Source organism: Bradyrhizobium sp. USDA 326, from assembly GCF_049739485.1.
Classification (GTDB): domain Bacteria; phylum Pseudomonadota; class Alphaproteobacteria; order Rhizobiales; family Xanthobacteraceae; genus Bradyrhizobium.
Genome location: NZ_JBMGQA010000001.1, coordinates 1,111,854 through 1,127,265, shown reverse-complemented (window position 1 = coordinate 1,127,265; position 15,412 = coordinate 1,111,854). Strand labels below are relative to the sequence as shown.

General features: G+C 64.9%; 19 protein-coding genes. 7 read left to right on the top strand and 12 right to left on the bottom strand.

What is annotated here, in order from left to right:
- Positions 1-77: 77 nt before the first annotated feature.
- Entirely contained in the window at positions 78-1,055 is a 978-nt protein-coding gene (locus ABIG06_RS05410; protein WP_370134827.1) for a Bug family tripartite tricarboxylate transporter substrate binding protein, read from the bottom strand.
- A 318-nt stretch (positions 1,056-1,373) separates the two neighbouring features.
- Here ABIG06_RS05410 and ABIG06_RS05405 point away from each other — a divergent pair, with 318 nt between their 5' ends.
- Positions 1,374-2,315 carry an IS110 family transposase gene (locus ABIG06_RS05405; protein ID WP_370134307.1) on the top strand — a complete coding sequence of 314 codons (942 nt, stop codon included), beginning with the start codon at positions 1,374-1,376 and terminating at the stop codon, positions 2,313-2,315.
- Positions 2,316-2,394: 79 nt separating this feature from the next.
- Here ABIG06_RS05405 and ABIG06_RS05400 read toward each other — a convergent pair whose 3' ends face one another.
- Complete coding sequence (locus tag ABIG06_RS05400) at positions 2,395-3,330, bottom strand: DMT family transporter (protein WP_370134824.1); 936 nt, start codon at positions 3,328-3,330, stop codon at positions 2,395-2,397.
- A gap of 105 nt (positions 3,331-3,435) precedes the next feature.
- Between ABIG06_RS05400 and ABIG06_RS05395 the strand changes: the two genes are divergently transcribed.
- Complete coding sequence (locus ABIG06_RS05395; RefSeq protein ID WP_199752158.1) at positions 3,436-3,825, top strand: DUF1330 domain-containing protein; 390 nt, start codon at positions 3,436-3,438, stop codon at positions 3,823-3,825.
- A gap of 80 nt (positions 3,826-3,905) precedes the next feature.
- Here ABIG06_RS05395 and ABIG06_RS05390 read toward each other — a convergent pair whose 3' ends face one another.
- Positions 3,906-4,838, bottom strand: coding sequence for a DMT family transporter (locus ABIG06_RS05390; RefSeq protein ID WP_124162889.1), 933 nt, complete (start codon positions 4,836-4,838; stop codon positions 3,906-3,908).
- A gap of 121 nt (positions 4,839-4,959) precedes the next feature.
- On the opposite strand from ABIG06_RS05390, the gene ABIG06_RS05385 reads away from it, so the two are divergent.
- From ABIG06_RS05385 to ABIG06_RS05375, 3 genes are all read left to right on the top strand, one after another.
- Positions 4,960-5,109 carry a hypothetical protein gene (locus ABIG06_RS05385; RefSeq protein ID WP_370134820.1) on the top strand — a complete coding sequence of 50 codons (150 nt, stop codon included), beginning with the start codon at positions 4,960-4,962 and terminating at the stop codon, positions 5,107-5,109.
- Positions 5,110-5,264: 155 nt separating this feature from the next.
- Positions 5,265-6,557 carry an adenylosuccinate synthase gene (locus ABIG06_RS05380; protein WP_124162890.1) on the top strand — a complete coding sequence of 431 codons (1,293 nt, stop codon included), beginning with the start codon at positions 5,265-5,267 and terminating at the stop codon, positions 6,555-6,557.
- A 37-nt stretch (positions 6,558-6,594) separates the two neighbouring features.
- Entirely contained in the window at positions 6,595-8,178 is a 1,584-nt protein-coding gene (locus ABIG06_RS05375) for a hypothetical protein (protein ID WP_124162891.1), read from the top strand.
- A 126-nt stretch (positions 8,179-8,304) separates the two neighbouring features.
- Here ABIG06_RS05375 and ABIG06_RS05370 read toward each other — a convergent pair whose 3' ends face one another.
- The 3 genes from ABIG06_RS05370 to ABIG06_RS05360 form a co-directional block, all read right to left on the bottom strand.
- Positions 8,305-8,580: a hypothetical protein gene (locus ABIG06_RS05370; RefSeq protein WP_245454621.1), complete on the bottom strand. Its 276-nt coding sequence runs from the start codon at positions 8,578-8,580 to the stop codon at positions 8,305-8,307.
- A gap of 248 nt (positions 8,581-8,828) precedes the next feature.
- Positions 8,829-9,059: a hypothetical protein gene (locus tag ABIG06_RS05365; protein WP_370134817.1), complete on the bottom strand. Its 231-nt coding sequence runs from the start codon at positions 9,057-9,059 to the stop codon at positions 8,829-8,831.
- A 38-nt stretch (positions 9,060-9,097) separates the two neighbouring features.
- Positions 9,098-9,340, bottom strand: coding sequence for a hypothetical protein (locus ABIG06_RS05360; protein WP_370134814.1), 243 nt, complete (start codon positions 9,338-9,340; stop codon positions 9,098-9,100).
- A 145-nt stretch (positions 9,341-9,485) separates the two neighbouring features.
- Here ABIG06_RS05360 and ABIG06_RS05355 point away from each other — a divergent pair, with 145 nt between their 5' ends.
- Both ABIG06_RS05355 and ABIG06_RS05350 read left to right on the top strand, forming a co-directional pair.
- The gene (locus ABIG06_RS05355) at positions 9,486-9,911 is read left to right on the top strand and encodes a DUF5413 family protein (protein WP_124162894.1); all 426 of its coding nucleotides are present in this window, start codon (positions 9,486-9,488) and stop codon (positions 9,909-9,911) included.
- Between the two features lie 58 nt (positions 9,912-9,969).
- On the top strand, positions 9,970-10,515 hold the full coding sequence (locus ABIG06_RS05350; RefSeq protein ID WP_370140797.1) for a DUF4112 domain-containing protein: 546 nt from the start codon (positions 9,970-9,972) through the stop codon (positions 10,513-10,515).
- Positions 10,516-10,682: 167 nt separating this feature from the next.
- On the opposite strand, the gene ABIG06_RS05345 is transcribed toward ABIG06_RS05350, so the two are convergent.
- The 6 genes from ABIG06_RS05345 to ABIG06_RS05320 all read right to left on the bottom strand — a co-directional run bounded on the left by ABIG06_RS05345 (position 10,683) and on the right by ABIG06_RS05320 (position 15,344).
- Positions 10,683-10,976 (bottom strand): hypothetical protein, encoded by a 294-nt coding sequence (locus ABIG06_RS05345; protein WP_027560969.1) that lies wholly within the window; start codon positions 10,974-10,976, stop codon positions 10,683-10,685.
- 209 nt (positions 10,977-11,185) lie between these two features.
- Positions 11,186-11,350, bottom strand: a complete 165-nt coding sequence (locus ABIG06_RS05340; RefSeq protein ID WP_035677634.1) for a DUF3309 family protein — start codon at positions 11,348-11,350, stop codon at positions 11,186-11,188.
- A 106-nt stretch (positions 11,351-11,456) separates the two neighbouring features.
- Positions 11,457-11,876: a peptide-methionine (R)-S-oxide reductase MsrB gene (gene msrB, locus ABIG06_RS05335; RefSeq protein WP_124162896.1), complete on the bottom strand. Its 420-nt coding sequence runs from the start codon at positions 11,874-11,876 to the stop codon at positions 11,457-11,459.
- Between the two features lie 28 nt (positions 11,877-11,904).
- Positions 11,905-12,609: a peptide-methionine (S)-S-oxide reductase MsrA gene (gene msrA, locus ABIG06_RS05330; RefSeq protein ID WP_370134811.1), complete on the bottom strand. Its 705-nt coding sequence runs from the start codon at positions 12,607-12,609 to the stop codon at positions 11,905-11,907.
- A 160-nt stretch (positions 12,610-12,769) separates the two neighbouring features.
- Positions 12,770-14,128: a twin-arginine translocation signal domain-containing protein gene (locus ABIG06_RS05325; protein ID WP_370134808.1), complete on the bottom strand. Its 1,359-nt coding sequence runs from the start codon at positions 14,126-14,128 to the stop codon at positions 12,770-12,772.
- Between the two features lie 100 nt (positions 14,129-14,228).
- The gene (locus tag ABIG06_RS05320) at positions 14,229-15,344 is read right to left on the bottom strand and encodes an ATP-dependent DNA helicase (RefSeq protein WP_370134804.1); all 1,116 of its coding nucleotides are present in this window, start codon (positions 15,342-15,344) and stop codon (positions 14,229-14,231) included.
- Positions 15,345-15,412 lie beyond the last annotated feature (68 nt).

The following is a 15,412-nucleotide window of genomic DNA, read 5'->3' as shown; positions in this document are numbered from 1 at the left end:
CGTCGTGCCCACCTTTATTTTGAGTTCGGCGCCACTCGCGGTGGGCACGCTTCGCTTGCCCTCCCTACGAGACCGTCCTACTGCCTCTCGATCTTCGCGTTCGTGATCAGCTTCTCCCACAGTACGAGCTGATCCTTCACGAACGCCTGGAGTTCTTCCGGCGTGCCCGAGAAGGCGTCCATGCCGAGCGTGGCGAGCTTGGCCCTGATCTCCGGATTCTCGACGATCTTCCTGATCTCGGTGTTGAGCCGGGTCACGATCTCCTTCGGCATGCCGGCGGGGCCGAAATAGCCCTGCCAGGACGAGATGTCGAAGTCCGGCACGCCGGCCTCCTGCATCGAGGGCAGGTGCGGCACCAGCGGCGAGCGGTTCTTGGTGGTGACGGCGAGCGCGCGCAGCGCGTTGCCGTTGACGTGGGGCAGCCCGGTCAGGATGTCGACGAACATCATCGAAACGCGACCGCCCATGACGTCGTTGAGGGCCGGCGGCGAGCTCTTGTAGGGCACGTGGAGGAGGTCGAGGCCGGCATTGTGCGCGAAGGTCGCCCCCGAGACGATCGCCGAGGACGAGCCCGAGGCGTAGCTCAGCTTGCCCGGATTGGCCTTGCCGTACGCGACGAGCTCGCCGACGGTCTTGGCCGGCACCTCCGGATTGACGACCAGCATGAACGGCAGGTCGCCGGTGCGCGCGATCGGGGTGAAATCCTTGACCGGATCGTAAGTGAGGCTCTTGAGCAGATAGGGATTGGCCGAATGCGTGGTGTTGGTCGTCACCAGCAGCGTGTAGCCGTCGGGGGCAGCCTTCGCGACATAGGTTGCGGCGAGCATGCCGTTGGCGCCGGCCTTGTTCTCGATCACGATGCCTACGCCGAGCGCTTGCGACAGGTGCTGCGAGATCAGCCGCGTCGTGGTGTCGGTGCCGCTGCCGGCCGCAAACGGCAGTACCAGCGTGATGTTGCGGCTGGGATAGTTGTCGGCTTGAGCCGTGGATGCTGCGGCGAGGCAAAGTGCGGCGGCGCCGACGGTCCGCAGGTTTCGAATCAACGCTGAAATCATATTTGGTCGTTCCCTCTTTTCGTTGGCGGGGAACCTAGCTTCTCTTGGTCAAAATCGGAAGACGTGAGTTTCGCGCCCCGGGGCGCAGTGCAGCAGGCCGGTCTTCGCGGCGTGATGCACTGCTGAACCGGGGCCCACGCCGCGGCACACTGGGTCCCTGTGTCTGGGAAGTCTGGCATGATGATGGTGGGCGGGAAGCCGTTGGGTCCTTGGCGCTTGACGCCGTGAGCCGGCTCGGTCTCCCGCCCGTTCCATCTATCAACCTGAACAGTTGCACGAGGCTGCGTCAACAGACCTCGCATCACAGGGACAGGCACCGTGATCATATCCTCTCGTTGCGTCGGGATCGACATCTCCAAACATCACCTTGATATTTTCGATGAGGCCATCGGCGTAGCGGAACGCATCGCCAACGCGCCACAGGCCATCACACAGCTGGTGGCGCGTTGGCGATGTGATGCGCTGATCGTCTTCGAGGCTACGGGGGTCTATGACCTCGAGCTTCGGGAGGCCCTGCATCGGGCCGGCATCCGCTTTGCCCGGATCAATCCGGCCCGTGCCCGCGACTTTGCCCGCGCCAGCGGCCAGCTCGCCAAGACCGATCCGATCGATGCGCGGATGCTGGCGGCCTTTGCCCGCGCCATGAAGCCCGCCACCGAGCAGGCCGCGACGCCTGCTCGCAACACTTTGGCAAGGCTTGCAAAACGGCGGGACCAACTGGTTGCCATGAGGGCCCAGGAAAAGAACCGCCGCAGCGAAGCCGAGGACCGCGCCATGGTGGAACGCATCGCTCGCCTCATCGAGGTCCTCAATGATGAGATCGCCGAAATCGACACTGAGATTCATGCGCTCGTCAAAGCCGAACCGGAGCTTGCCAATGATGCACAGTTGATGCGCTCGGTGCCCGGCGTGGGACCCGTCGCTTGCATGCAACTCCTCACCCAGATGCCCGAACTTGGGCGTCTCGGGCCAAAGGAGGTGGCCGCTCTTGCCGGCCTGGCTCCCTTCAATGTCGATAGCGGGGCTTATCGTGGCAAGCGCAAGATCGGCGGCGGACGAAAGCGCGTCCGCGACGCCCTCTACATGGCTGCTCTCAACGCCGTTCGTCGCGCCGATCACTTCAAAATCTTCTATGACCGGCTCCGTCTGGCCGGCAAACCAGCAAAGCTCGCCCTCATTGCTGTCGCAAGGAAGCTGCTGACCATCCTCAACGCAATGCTGCGCGACCGAAAACCCTATAAAATCGCACCATCAACATAACAGTTGCCGGCTCTGCGATGCACCGCTTGCCCGCTGCATCTTGTCCGGGACACGAGAGCCCAATGACCGCGCTACGGAATTACTTCACCGCCGAGCCCTGCCGCGATGCGATCACGACGCCGGCGAGCACCAGCGCGTAGCCGATCAGGTGGAACGCTTGCAGCTTTTCGCCCAGCAGCAGGATCGCCATCGCCGAGCCGAACACCGGCACCAGATGGAAGAACGGTGCCGCCCGGTTCGGCCCGATCAGCGCCACGCCGCGATTGAAGAAGAGGTAGGCGAGGGTGGAGGGAAAGATCAGGATGTAGCCCAGCGTCGCCAGCGTCATCAGGTCGAACTGCAGCACGCGGCCGCTTGCGGCCTCCCACATCGCCGTCGGCAGCAGCATCGTCGCGCCGCAGCAGGTGGTGAAGGACAGGAAGGAGAGCTGATGGATCCTCGGCCGCCGCGGGATGAAGGCGGAGTAGATGCCGAACGCCACCAGCGACGAGGCGAACATCATGTCGCCCCTGTTGAAGCTGATGCTCTTGAGCGCGGAGAGATCGCCGCGGAGGATGATGATCAGCACGCCGAGAAGCGAGATCGCGATGCCGCCGAGCTGCGCGCCCGTCAGCCGCACGCCGAACAGCACCAGCGACCACAACGCCACGAATAGGGGACCCGCCGACTGGATCAGGAGCGCGTTCAGCGCCTCGGTGTATTGCATCGCCCAGTACGAGATCGCGTTGTTGAAGGCAAAGCCGACCAGCGACAGGAACAGCATCAGCGGCAGGCTCTTGCGCAGGGCAGGCCAGTCGCGCTTCAGATGTGGCCAGGCGAACGGCAACAGGATCAGGAACACGCCGTACCAGCGGATCGTCGTCACCGTCAGCGGCGGCACATGTGCGCCGACATGGCGTGCGAGCACGATGTTGCCGGCCCAGAACAGCGAGGTCAGGCTGAGCAGCAGATAAGGCTGGTTGTTGAGCCAACTGGCCGGATTCGAGGCCGGTGGCGCGGGCGAGGCGGTCGTCATTGGCGTTGCATGGAAGCTTGCGCCGGATTGTCGTTGTGACACAAGTCACAGGGCCGCAATGCTACAATGCAGACACGACCCGAGGAGGTGCCATTGGCGGTCAATATGTTGAACGTTGAGGGCCTGGAGCAACTCGATCCGCAGGCGCCGGTGGTGATGCTGAACCTGATGCGTTTCCATGCGCGCTCGCGCGACGGCGACGGGTCCGGCTGGGACGCGTATCTGCGCTACAGCGCGATCACCGTGCCGATGATCAGGGCGCGCGGCGGCACGCTGCTCTGGACCGGTGAAGCCAAAGCCATCGCGCTCGGTTCGCGTGACGGCAACAATTGGGACTTCGTCGCGCTCGTCTATTACCCGACAGTCGCGGCCTTCCTCGACATGATGACATCTGAGGCTTACGAGACGCAGGCCGACCCGCATCGCGTCAACGGCTGCGCCGAGCACGTCATCATCGCGACAAGCGAGGCCTACAGCAAGTTCAAGGTCAAATAGCGCTTGTTCCTTCTTACCCTCCCCTGGAGGACCCTCCAGGGGAGGGTAAGAGGCACCTGCGTATTTAGAAGGAGCGGCGCCTATGCCGCCTGCTTCCGCGACGCCGCGAACACGCCCGCGAGCACCAATGCAAATCCGATGAAGTGGAACGCCTGCGGGTGCTCACCGAGGAACGCCATCGCCATGATCGAACCGAACACCGGCACGACGTGGAAAAACGGCGCGGCGCGGTTGGCGCCGATCAGGCGCACGCCACGATTGAAGCAGAGATAGGCGAGCGCCGAGGGGAAGACGGCGACGTAGAACAGGGTCAGCAGGTTCGGTCCGTCGAGCTTCATGACCGGACGCGCGGACAGTTCCCATATCTCCAGCGGAATGAGACAGGCGGCGCCGCAGCCGAAGGTGAAGGCGAGGAACGAGAGGCCGTGCATCGGCGGACGCTTCAGCGTCAGCACCGAATAGAGCGCGAAGATCAAGAGTGCGAGGAGGAAGATCAGGTCGCCCTTGTTGAAATCGATGTTCGACAGCGTGGTGAAGTCGCCATGCAGCAGGATGATCAGCACGCCGCACATCGACAGCAGCACACCGAGGGCCTGCGCCGCGGTGAGCCGGATGCCGAGAATGACCAGCGACCACAGCGCCACGAGCAGCGGCGCGGCCGACTGGAGCAGCAGCGTATTGAGCGCCTGGGTATGCTCCAGCGCCCAATATTGCAGCGTGTTGAAGGCACCGATGCCGGTGACAGAGAGCGTGACCATCAGGCCGAGCTTGCCGCGGATGGCCGGCCAGTCCTGCACGAGGTGCTTCCAGGCAAACGGCAGCACCAGCAGGAAGGCGAAGAACCAGCGCAGGAACGACAGCGTGACCGGCGGAATGTGTCCGGCGGCGAGCCGTCCGACAATGGCGTTGCCGGCCCAGCACAGCGCGGTGATGCTGAGCAGCAGATAAGGCTGGTTGGCGATCCAGCTGTGACCGGATGTCTCCGCGCTCCTGGTGTGGCCGGTGGCGGACATTGTGGTTGTTGGGGCCCCGCGTGGAGTGCGCCAAGGCCTCCGGCCCGGCGAGACCCGGGCCGGCTGATCACCCGGCATTGTCCAAAGACACGGAAATCGAGGTTGCATCAATGGGGGGCGGATGCATCGCGACCATGCAGCGGTGAAGGCGGCCTCTCACGCTTTGGTCGAAGCCATTGCGCCGGCCTGGATGGTTTCTGGATTTTCCGGGGATATCAAAGGCTTGGAGTGCACGCTGGGCCTGAAAAAAGCCCCGTTCTTGCTTGCCTAGAGAGGCTGCTTCCTTTATCCGGTTGGGCTGCCTCGCGTGCGAACGGCCTCGGCCGGGAATTGGGCTGGGCGCAGGCATGATCCCGGAAAAGTGGGTCCCGGTTTTCCGTTCGGATCGTGCCACTTACAGAGAAATCTTCGAAGGATTACCCGCGCATGGCCAATGTTGTCGTCGTCGGCGCCCAATGGGGCGACGAAGGGAAGGGCAAGATCGTCGACTGGTTGTCGGAGCAGGCGGATATCGTCGTCCGCTTCCAGGGCGGCCATAACGCCGGCCACACGCTGGTGATCAACGGCAAGACTTACAAGCTCGCACTGCTGCCCTCCGGCGTGCTGCGCGAAGGCAAGCTGTCGGTGATCGGCAACGGCGTGGTGTTCGATCCCGCCGCCTTCCTCGACGAGGTCGCGAAGCTCAGGTCGCAGGGAGTCGATGTCAGCCCCGACAACCTGCGTGTCGCCGAAAACGTCACCTTGATCCTGCCGCTGCATCGCGAACTCGATGCGCACCGGGAATCCGCCAGCGCGGCGACCGCGATCGGCACCACGCGCCGCGGCATTGGGCCCGCCTATGAAGACAAGGTCGGCCGCCGCGCCATCCGCCTGATGGACCTCGCCGACCTCGACACGCTCCCGCACAAGATCGACCGGCTGCTGGCCCACCACAACGCCCTGCGCCGCGGCCTCAACCTGCCGGAGTTCGACGGCAAGATAATCCTGAAGGAGCTGAGCGCGCTGGCGCCAGAACTGCTGCCCTATGCCGAGACGGTCTGGCGGCTGCTCGACATCAAGCGGCGCGAGGGCAAGCGCATGCTGTTCGAGGGCGCGCAAGGGGCGCTGCTCGACGTCGACCACGGCACTTATCCCTATGTCACCTCGTCCAACACGGTGGCGGCGCAGGCCGCGACCGGCGCCGGCCTCGGGCCGGGCGCGGTCGGCTACGTGCTCGGCCTGTGCAAGGCCTACACGACCCGCGTCGGCCAGGGTCCGTTCCCGACCGAGCAGGACAACGAGATCGGCCGCAAGATCGGCGAACGCGGTCGCGAGTTCGGCACCAATACCGGCCGTCCGCGCCGCTGCGGCTGGTTCGACGCCGTGCTGGTCCGCCAGGCGGTTCGCACCTGCGGCATCAACGGCCTCGCGCTGACCAAGCTCGATATCCTCGACGGCTTCGATTCGATCGAGGTCTGTACCGGCTACAGGCTCGACGGCAAGGAGATCGACCATTTTCCGGCCGGCGAGGGCGCCCAGGCCCGGGTCGAGCCGATCTATGAGACCATCGAGGGCTGGAAGGAGCCGACCGCCAGTGCGCGGTCCTGGGCCGACCTGCCGGCCCAGGCCATCAAATATGTCCGCCGGATCGAGGAATTGGTGGGGTGCCCGGTCGCGCTGCTTTCCACCAGCCCCGAACGCGAAGATACTATCCTCGTGCAAAATCCGTTCGAGGCTTAACGATATCTTACCGGGACGCGCGTATAGTTGAGTAGAAATGGCTGATTACTATCCGCTGATCGCCCGTGCTATTGCCGCCCTGGACCCCAACGCTCCCGGCGAAAGCCGACGCGCGCTCTATGAGCGGGCGCGCACGGCGCTGATCGCGCAGCTGCGCAGCGTGCAGCCGCCGCTCTCCGAATCCGAGATCACGCGCGAACGGCTGTCGCTCGAAGAGGCTGTCCGCAAGGTCGAATCGGAGGCTGCTCAGCGCGCCCGCGAGGCCTCGCGCCCCGGTGGCGGCGTCCGCTCCGGCAGCAGCGGCGATGCTTTTCGCCGGGCCAGCACCCGCGCCGCCGAACCCAACGCTCCCGCATCTCAGCCGGCTCCGCCGCGGACGCGACCGGCCCCGACGCCGCCGCGGGCCGACCGTCCGTCAATCAGCGTCGATGACCAGGGCGACGCCGCGCGTCCACCGCGCGCGCCCCGTTTCGACGCCCCGCGCCCGCCGGGACCGTCCGTCCTGCCGCCGGAGCCGCCGCCCGCCGGGCGCGATCGCGCCGGCGCGCGCCGTCCGCCCGACATAGGACCCCCGCCGCCGCCGGCACCGGGCGTGCGCGGCTTCCGCGACATCACGGCCGATGCCAATGATCTCGGCGGCGCTGCCGCGCAGGCCAGCCGCGCCGCGCGCCGCACCTATGCCAACGTGCCGTCGCCCTCGCCGGAATTCGACCGGCTGGAGCCGAGCCTGGAGAACCGCGCCGGCGAGTCCGAGGCGCCCTATTCCTACGACGAAGCGATCGAGGAGGCCGAGCGCTACGCGCCGCCGTCGCCGCGTCCGCGCGTCGCGCCCGAGGCCAAGAAGCGCGTCCGCACTGGCTCGGCATTTCCGTTCAAAAGCGCGATCGCCGTCGGCATCGTGCTGATCCTGGTCGGCGCCGGCATCCTTTGGGGCAAGCAGGCCGTTCAGATCGTCAACGGCTTTCTCAAACCGTCCGCGACTCAGGTCGCGGAGACGCCGAGCCCGGCGCAGCCGCAGAGCAAGCCGAAGATTCCGGATCGTGTCGGCCAGCCCTCGGCCAGCGACCAGCCTGTCGCGCCGGTGGCGCAGAAGGTCGTGCTCTATGACGAGGATCCCTCCGACCCCAAGGGCAAGCAATATGTCGGCTCGGTGGTGTGGCGGCTCGAGCCGATCAAGGCGTCCGGCAACCAGAAGGCCGACGTCGCCGTGCGCGCCGACATCGAGATCCCCGACCGCAAGTTCAAGATGACGATGTCGTTCCGCCGCAACACCGACTCCTCGCTGCCGGCGAGCCACACCGCGGAGCTGACCTTCATCCTGCCGCCGGATTTTCCGGGCGGCAGCGTCTCCAACGTGCCGGGCATCCTGATGAAGTCGAACGAGCAGGCGCGTGGCACGCCGCTCGCAGGCCTCGCGGTCAAGGTCACCGACGGCTTCTTCCTGGTCGGCCTCTCCAATGTCGACGCCGACCGCGCCCGCAACGTCCAACTCCTGAAGGAGCGTTCCTGGTTCGACGTGCCCCTGGTCTACGCCAACCAGCGCCGCGCCATCATCGCCATCGAGAAGGGCGCCCCCGGCGAGCGCGCCTTCAACGACGCCTTCGCGCAGTGGGGCGATTAGGCACTTCTCCAGACAGAGAGATCGTCGTGCCCGGGCTTGTCCCCGGGCATCCACGTTCTTTGTACGTCGGGACGAGACGCGGATGGCCGGGGCGAGGCCCGGCCATGACGCTGCGGATAGTCTGGACTACCGCGCCGCCGCTTCCCGCTTGCGCGATGCCGCCGCGGCGGCGTGCTCGCGGTCCATCACGGCACGGCAGCCGGGGCTGACCTGCGACTTGTTCCGCACCATGCAGGCGGTGATCCGTGGGATGTCAGGGATCTCACTGGAGCACAGCCGCATCGCGTCGCCTGAGCACATCTGCTGTGCTTCGGACGAGAAGGCGAGGCCGGGCGAGGTCTGGAGTGCGAGGCCGGTGACGGCGAAAGCGAAGAGCGAAGCGATCGTCTGATGGCGTGTCATGCGGATGGGTCCCCGATTTCCCTAGGGCTTGAGCCACTTGGTTTTTGGGGCGCCGCACGCGGCTTGATCTGCCGTACGTCACAGCCTTCACGCCGGGAACTCTGGTCCCGCATGTGGTCGCTCGATCTCTTGATGCTCGAATCGAAAGTGCTGCGCCGCCCGAGCGAAGTATGCGCCATTGGCACGCGGCTGCAATGGTCAGCGCAAAGGAATTCGCAATTGTTGCGCGCGAGTCACGTCGCGCGCAATCAGATCTGCCGATTGGAGGATGCGCTCGCTTGTTCCGGATCGCTCAAGCCGAGGGCGGCGGCGTGTTCCTCGACGGCGCTGACGCCCTTGGCCGTGAGCTCGAACAGATCGCCGTCCTTCATCACGTAGCCGTCGGCGATCAGTTGCCCGACCTTGCCCTGCCGGTCGTCGGCAAACGCAACGGATTGGCTGATGTCCCGCAGGATCGAGAGTTGTTCGTCGCGCAACATGGCATCACTCTCCGTTCGCGGGGGATGGGTTCCGATCCTCACATGCCGTGGCTCTCAAAGACCTTGCTGCAAGCGCGCGACAGCTTGGCGCGGTTGGCCTGGAGACAACCCTGCACGGCCATGTCGTTGCCGAGCTCCTTGCGGCAGAAGCGCGAGGCATCCCGCGAGCAGGCCTTCTGCTCCTTGGGCGTGCCCATATGGCCTTGGGCGAAAGCGGGGGCGCTCGAGAGAGTGCTCAAGGCTGCCAGCGTGATTGTCGCCAGAACGAATTGACGGGCCATCGGCGGCTCCAATCTGCCAGGGCTAAATTCAGGTCCAGCATGAACTCGTCGCCTTGCCACTTGTTCCCCTCGGCCGGAGTCCGGCGCCCGCTGTTCAAGGTTCCCGTTGCGCTGCTATAACACCGGCGAAGTGTGAGGGCATTTGATGAAACGCTATCTGGTATTTGCGCTGGTCGGCCCATTCGTCGGCGGGTTCCTGCTGCTGCTGACGACGACCTACCAGTCCGGCTATTGGGCCCAGACCAATATCGGCGAGGTCGGCAAGCTGTTCGCGGTGTTCTTCAAGACCCTGCAATACAGCTATCTGTTCGGCTTCTTGCCGTCCCTGATGATCGGCGCACTCGACGACATCCTGATCCACATCCGCCGGATCGGTCCGGGCTTGCGGATGCTCCTGGTCGGCCTGTTCGCCTTCGTCCTGGCGTCGCTCACCTACAGCTCGCGCGGGCCGGATTCGGGCGCGGTGCAGTTCATCCTGTATGGCCTCGTCGGGTTCGTGCCGGCGGTGATTTCGTCCTGGCTCGTGCATCGCTATGTCGAGGAGCCGCAAGCAGCGGCGGCGCCGACCTGACGCGCGGCGTTCGATCGCGGCGGCAACCTCCGCCGCGCTGGCGCGTTCACTGAAGGCCATGATGATGTCCGAGGACGATATCCTTGCTCCGCGCAAATCCCGTTCCGGGGGCGGCTCGCGCGCGAGTTCCTCGGCGGCTCCTGAAGCTCGCGGGCCGATCATCGACCAGGAAGGCCACGAGATCAGGCCCGAAAGCCTGGAGCAGGGATTTCGCGAGTTTCGCTTCGAGTTCGGGCAAGCGGGCCCGTTCGGCAATCTGACGCGCGAGCAGCGGATCGCACGTCTCGATGCGATCGCAAGGCTGCTCGACGTCGCCTTCATCCTGCCCGGCACCAACATCCGCTACGGCATCGACGGGCTGATCGGCCTGATCCCCGTCGTCGGCGACATCATCACCACGGCCATCTCGCTGTGGCTTGTGCGCGAGGCCCGCGCGCTGGGGGCGCCCTGGTACATCACCGCGCGGATGCTCGGCAATGTCGCGCTCGACGGCGTGGTCGGCCTGGTCCCGTTCGCGGGCGACGCCTTCGACGTGATGTTCCGCGCCAACATGCGCAACGTGCGGCTCCTGCGCCGCTGGCTGGAAAAGCAGCCGCGGATGTAGCGCGCTCGCGGCAAATCCATCTGATCGACGGTGCTCCGGATTTATCAAAGCCGTCATTGCGCAATGACGGGTGAGAGAAAGCGGGCGAGAAAGTCCCCAAAACACAAAAGGCACGACGACCTTTCGGCCAACGCGCCTTCTGCGCACATCGGAGGCTTGCGAAAGGCTTACGCCGCGTCGGCGTCGGTTTCAGCGGCCGGCGCGGGCTTGGGCCGACGGGGCAGCGGGAAGGCTTCGCTCTCATAGAGTGAGCGGATGCCGTTCTGGTCGAAGCGGGCTTCCTCGACCTGGAGATAGGCGCCGTTCAGCGAATCCGTCGGCAACTGCTCCATCGCGAACTGCACGGCCTCGGCCGCGGTGCCGAACCGGCGATAGGTGAAGCCTGCGCGCTTCTTCTTGCGGATCGCGGCGGGAAAGAGTTCGGCGGAGGTGTTGAAGTTGAACGGACGCAGTGGACGCATGGTCAAAGACCTCGTGATCTTCTCTGGGGCTTTAAGCGCGTGGGGTTGGGGAGGGCAGGAGCCGCCAAGCGGGCCCGCCACATGTCATTCTCGCCCTCTAATATAGGCCGATTTGACAGAAATGCGACCCCTGCGACGCGAGATGATGAATCCGCGCATGGCAGCTCCGCAACCGAAATAACGCGAATTATTTCAATGGCTTAAATGATTTACATCTTGCCAAGAAGCAGCAGCACGATCAGCACCACCAGCACGACCCCGCCGATGCCCATGCCGGAATGGCCCAGACCATAGCCGTAGCCGCCGAACCGGCCGGACAGGCCGCCGAGCAGATAGATGATCACCAGGATGATCAGGATGGTCCCAAGCGTCATGGCATCCTCCCTGGCGGCCGCCGAATGCGTTGATCGGCCGCACCGCCAGAGGAGAAAAGCACATCGCGCTGCCGGGTTCCACGGGGGAACCCGGCAGCAGGCAAGCTTATTTGGGCTCGAGCTTCAGCGCCGCCGAGTTGATGCAGTAGCGCAGGCCGGTCGGCCCGGGACCGTCGGGGAAGACGTGGCCGAGATGACCGCTGCACTTGGCGCAGAGCACCTCGGTGCGGATCATGCCGTGACTAGTATCCCGCTCCTCGTCGATATGGCTCTCCGCCGCGGGCTGGGTGAAGCTCGGCCAGCCACAGCCGGAATCGAACTTGGCGTCGGAAGAGAACAGCACATTGCCGCAGCCGGCGCAGACATAGGTGCCGGCGCGCTCGTCGTGCTCATACTCGCCCGAGAAGGGACGCTCGGTCGCCTTCTCGCGCAGCACGGCGTACTGCATCGGCGTCAGTTCGCGCCGCCACTGCTCTTCGCTCTTGATGACCTTGTCGTCCGTGATCTTCGTTTTGGTGTCGGGCATGGGTCTCCCGTTTCTTTCGTGATCTCGATCAGTTGGTGGCCTTGCTGGCGTTCACCAGCGTCGGCTTCTCAATGTAGTTATCCGCGAACAGCTTTTTCAGGTTCTCGACCTTCGGGATGTCGTTGTAGGCGATGTAAGGCTGGTTCGGGTGCAGCGTCAGATAATCCTGGTGATAGGCTTCCGCCGGGTAGAATGCCTCCAGCGCGCCGACCTTGGTCACGATCGGCTTGTTGAAGACGCGGGCGGCGTTGAGCTGGGCGATATAGGCCTCCGCCACCTTCTTCTGCTCGTCCGAGGCGGTGAAGATGGCCGAGCGATATTGCGGGCCGACGTCGGGCCCCTGGCGGTTGAGCTGGGTCGGGTCGTGCACCACCGAGAAGTAGATCTGGAGGATCTTGCCGTAGGAAATCTTCTTCGGGTCGTATTTGATCTCGACCGACTCCGCGTGGCCGGTGCGCCCGCTCGAGACGGTCTGGTAGTCGGCGGTCGCCTTGGTGCCGCCGGCATAGCCGGAGACCGCGTTGACGACACCTGCGGTGTGCTGGAAGACGCCCTGCACGCCCCAGAAGCAGCCGCCGGCGACCACGGCGGTCTGGATGCCGCTCGCGGGCGCCACGTCCAGCGCGGGAGCGGGGATCACGACCGCCTCCTCCGCGGCGCGTGACGGTACGGCAAGGGCCAGCGTCAGGGCGGTGGTTGCGGCGAGCAGGAAGTCGAGGGCAGGTCGGCGCATGGCGGATCCTCTGGCAAGGGTGGGCAGTCTAAGGCGGGCCGGCCCGGGCGAATAGCCTCGCCGGCATTGTCGCTGCCGAAGATACGACTGACCCGCCCCGCTGTTACAGGCGGCCGGACACGAGTCCGTGAGGGCGCCGGCAGCCGGCGCACCGTCCCGCTCACACCAGCATATTGAACCAGTCGAACGTCGTCGGAGATCCGTTCAGAACGGTGCTTTCGCCACCATAGAGGCTCGCCAGGAAGGTTCCGCGGTGGCTCGCGCCGGTGACCGGAACGCCGCCGGCGAAGTGCCCGCCGGCGACGACGGCCGGCTGCACCAGGCGCGGCGGCAAGGCCTCGTCGGCCAGTCCGTAGTAGAACTTGATCGGGGAATCGTAGTCCCAGAACGTCGTGCCATTGTCGCCCAGCTGGCGCATGAGCTTGCTGTTCGTGTCGTTGGTGAAGCGCTCGAAGAAGCCATCGACGAGGAAATCGCCGGCGGGAGGAATGCTCTTCGCGATCTCGCCCTCGAGGTTGTAGTCGGACCAGTACTTTTCCGCAAAGGCCTGATATTGCGGCTTAACCGCGGTCTTGAACAGATCATTGAGCCCGTAATAGCGGCGATAGCTGCCGAGCAGGACGATCATGCAAGGCGTGATCCAGGCCGGCGGCATCGGATACGAGCTTTCCGAGGCTGGAAGATAGGCTCGCGGGTTCGCCCAGTAGTGGAAGCTCTCGGCGAGATTGTTGAACGGACTTTCTGTCGCAGCCGCCCGCACCTTGATGCCGCGGCGCTGCAACTCCTGTTTCAGCCATTGCGTGTTCAGGGCGCCTTGCGACCAACCGTTCAGGAACAGGGATGATTGGCGCAGACCGAGCTTGCGCAGTTCGAGCAGCCCCGCCTTCAGGATGTCGAGGCAGCATTGCACGGTCGCGCCCTTCACAGCATAGGCTTCGCTCCGACCATTGCGATAGGGGCCCTTGCCGACATAGTCGGCCGCTACGACGGCATAGCCGTTGCCGGCGAAGCGCTGGATGTTGAACAGGGTCTCGATCGAATCGACATTGTCGCGCAGCTCATATGTCTGATCGGCCAGCCGCAGCAGGTTCGAGGGGACCTGGTCGAACGACAGGATCGTGCCGTGCTGCCATGACAGGACCGGAAGAGCGCCGCGCGCGCCCGCCGGGACGGCAAGCAGGCCGCTGACCTTGACGCGTTCGCCCGTCTCCGGAATCCGGGTGAAGGTGACGATCCGCCTCAGCTCGACGTCGTGGCGCGCCGCATGCTTGTCGGCAAAGCTCGTCGGCAGAATACTGCCTTCGTTGAAGACGGCATAGAATTTTGCCGCCAGCGTATTGAGCCGTTCCTTCGAGATTCGCACCGACGCGCCCGGCGCCGCAAGGGCAATCCCTGGAGCCGTGATCGACAGCGCGAGCGAACCGGCTGCCGCGCTCGCCGATTTCAGGAAGTCCCGGCGGCTCGCAGCGAGATTATCGAGATCGGTTTCGGGATGCTGCTTTGTTGCGCGCGCCGTCATTCGCTCCACTCCATTGCGGTTTTCGTACGGGATACATTGCGAAGCCTAGCGGGCAGTGAATGCATCTCGGTGAAGCCGCTCACCCGGAGATTGGCGAGTTCTACACCACCACGCTCAGCCGCTTCGCCGCGCGCGTGATGCCGGTATAGAGCCACCGCGCCCGGGACTCCTGAAACGCAAAGCTCTCGTCGAAGAGCACGACATCGTCCCATTGCGAGCCCTGCGACTTGTGCACGGTCAGCACGTAGCCGTAGTCGAACTCGTCATAGGGCTTGCGCTGCTCCCAGGCGATCTGCTCGATGCCGCCCTCGAAGCAGTCGGCGCGCACCGACACCTTCGTCACCTTGTGGCCGAAATCCTCGTCCGGCGACAGCCGCATGCTGAGAATGCGTGATTTCGAGCGCGAGGTGTTGCGCGACTTCACCCGCCACAGGCCGCCGTTGAACAGGCCCTTCTTGCGGTTGTTGCGCAGGCACACCAGCTTGTCGCCAGCGACCGGAAACTGATCCTCGATGTTCTGGCGCTGGCGCACTCGCATGTTGTAGGCGCGTCGCGTGTTGTTGCGGCCGACCAGGACCTGGTCGGCGCCCATGACGCGATCGGGATCGAGCTCTTTCCGCGACACCACCTCGCTCTCGCCGTAGCGGCCGATGTCGAGCTCGCGGCCCTCGCGGATGTCCATCGACATCCGCACGATGGGATCGTCCTGGGCCTGGCGGTGCACCTCGGTCAGCATCGCGTCCGGTGTGGTGTTGGTGAAGAAGCCGCCGCCCTGGATCGGCGGCAGCTGCGCGGGATCGCCCAGCACCAGGAGAGGGCAGTCGAACGACATCAGGTCGCGCCCCAATTCGGCATCGACCATCGAACATTCGTCGATCACGATCAGCTTCGCCTTCGAGGCCGGCGCATCGTCCCATAATTCGAAGCTCGGCTGCTCCTCGCCGGATTCGCGGGCGCGGTAGATCAGGGAGTGGATGGTCGAGGCGTCGTCGCAGCCCTTGTTGCGCATGACGAGGGCCGCCTTGCCGGTGAAGGCGGCGAATTTCACCTCGCCATCGACGCCCTCGGCGATGTGCCGCGCCAGCGTGGTCTTGCCGGTGCCGGCAAAGCCGAACAGGCGGAACACCGGCGGCGTGCCGTTACGGCCCGGCTTGGCCTTGAGCCAGTCGCCGACGGCCTTCAGAGCGGCATCCTGATGCGGGGTGAAAGTGGCCATATCTGTCTTGAGGAAGGGCGAAACGAGGCGATTCGCCATCTCCCAAAACTAACCATTCGCCGCAACGG

Excerpts from the sequence above, each read along its gene's own strand:
- ABIG06_RS05350 (WP_370140797.1), top strand. The coding sequence starts at position 9,970 with ATGATGATGTCCGAGGACGATATCCTTGCTCCGCGCAAATCCCGTTCC.
- ABIG06_RS05395 (WP_199752158.1), top strand. The coding sequence starts at position 3,436 with ATGTTGAACGTTGAGGGCCTGGAGCAACTCGATCCGCAGGCGCCGGTG.
- ABIG06_RS05385 (WP_370134820.1), top strand. The coding sequence starts at position 4,960 with ATGCATCGCGACCATGCAGCGGTGAAGGCGGCCTCTCACGCTTTGGTC.
- ABIG06_RS05340 (WP_035677634.1), bottom strand. The coding sequence starts at position 11,350 with ATGACGCTTGGGACCATCCTGATCATCCTGGTGATCATCTATCTGCTC.
- ABIG06_RS05365 (WP_370134817.1), bottom strand. The coding sequence starts at position 9,059 with ATGTTGCGCGACGAACAACTCTCGATCCTGCGGGACATCAGCCAATCC.
- ABIG06_RS05380 (WP_124162890.1), top strand. The coding sequence starts at position 5,265 with ATGGCCAATGTTGTCGTCGTCGGCGCCCAATGGGGCGACGAAGGGAAG.
- ABIG06_RS05400 (WP_370134824.1), bottom strand. The coding sequence starts at position 3,330 with ATGACGACCGCCTCGCCCGCGCCACCGGCCTCGAATCCGGCCAGTTGG.
- ABIG06_RS05355 (WP_124162894.1), top strand. The coding sequence starts at position 9,486 with ATGAAACGCTATCTGGTATTTGCGCTGGTCGGCCCATTCGTCGGCGGG.
- ABIG06_RS05370 (WP_245454621.1), bottom strand. The coding sequence starts at position 8,580 with ATGACACGCCATCAGACGATCGCTTCGCTCTTCGCTTTCGCCGTCACC.
- ABIG06_RS05390 (WP_124162889.1), bottom strand. The coding sequence starts at position 4,838 with ATGTCCGCCACCGGCCACACCAGGAGCGCGGAGACATCCGGTCACAGC.
- ABIG06_RS05325 (WP_370134808.1), bottom strand. The coding sequence starts at position 14,128 with ATGACGGCGCGCGCAACAAAGCAGCATCCCGAAACCGATCTCGATAAT.
- ABIG06_RS05375 (WP_124162891.1), top strand. The coding sequence starts at position 6,595 with ATGGCTGATTACTATCCGCTGATCGCCCGTGCTATTGCCGCCCTGGAC.
- msrB (WP_124162896.1), bottom strand. The coding sequence starts at position 11,876 with ATGCCCGACACCAAAACGAAGATCACGGACGACAAGGTCATCAAGAGC.
- msrA (WP_370134811.1), bottom strand. The coding sequence starts at position 12,609 with ATGCGCCGACCTGCCCTCGACTTCCTGCTCGCCGCAACCACCGCCCTG.
- ABIG06_RS05360 (WP_370134814.1), bottom strand. The coding sequence starts at position 9,340 with ATGGCCCGTCAATTCGTTCTGGCGACAATCACGCTGGCAGCCTTGAGC.
- ABIG06_RS05320 (WP_370134804.1), bottom strand. The coding sequence starts at position 15,344 with ATGGCCACTTTCACCCCGCATCAGGATGCCGCTCTGAAGGCCGTCGGC.
- ABIG06_RS05410 (WP_370134827.1), bottom strand. The coding sequence starts at position 1,055 with ATGATTTCAGCGTTGATTCGAAACCTGCGGACCGTCGGCGCCGCCGCA.
- ABIG06_RS05345 (WP_027560969.1), bottom strand. The coding sequence starts at position 10,976 with ATGCGTCCACTGCGTCCGTTCAACTTCAACACCTCCGCCGAACTCTTT.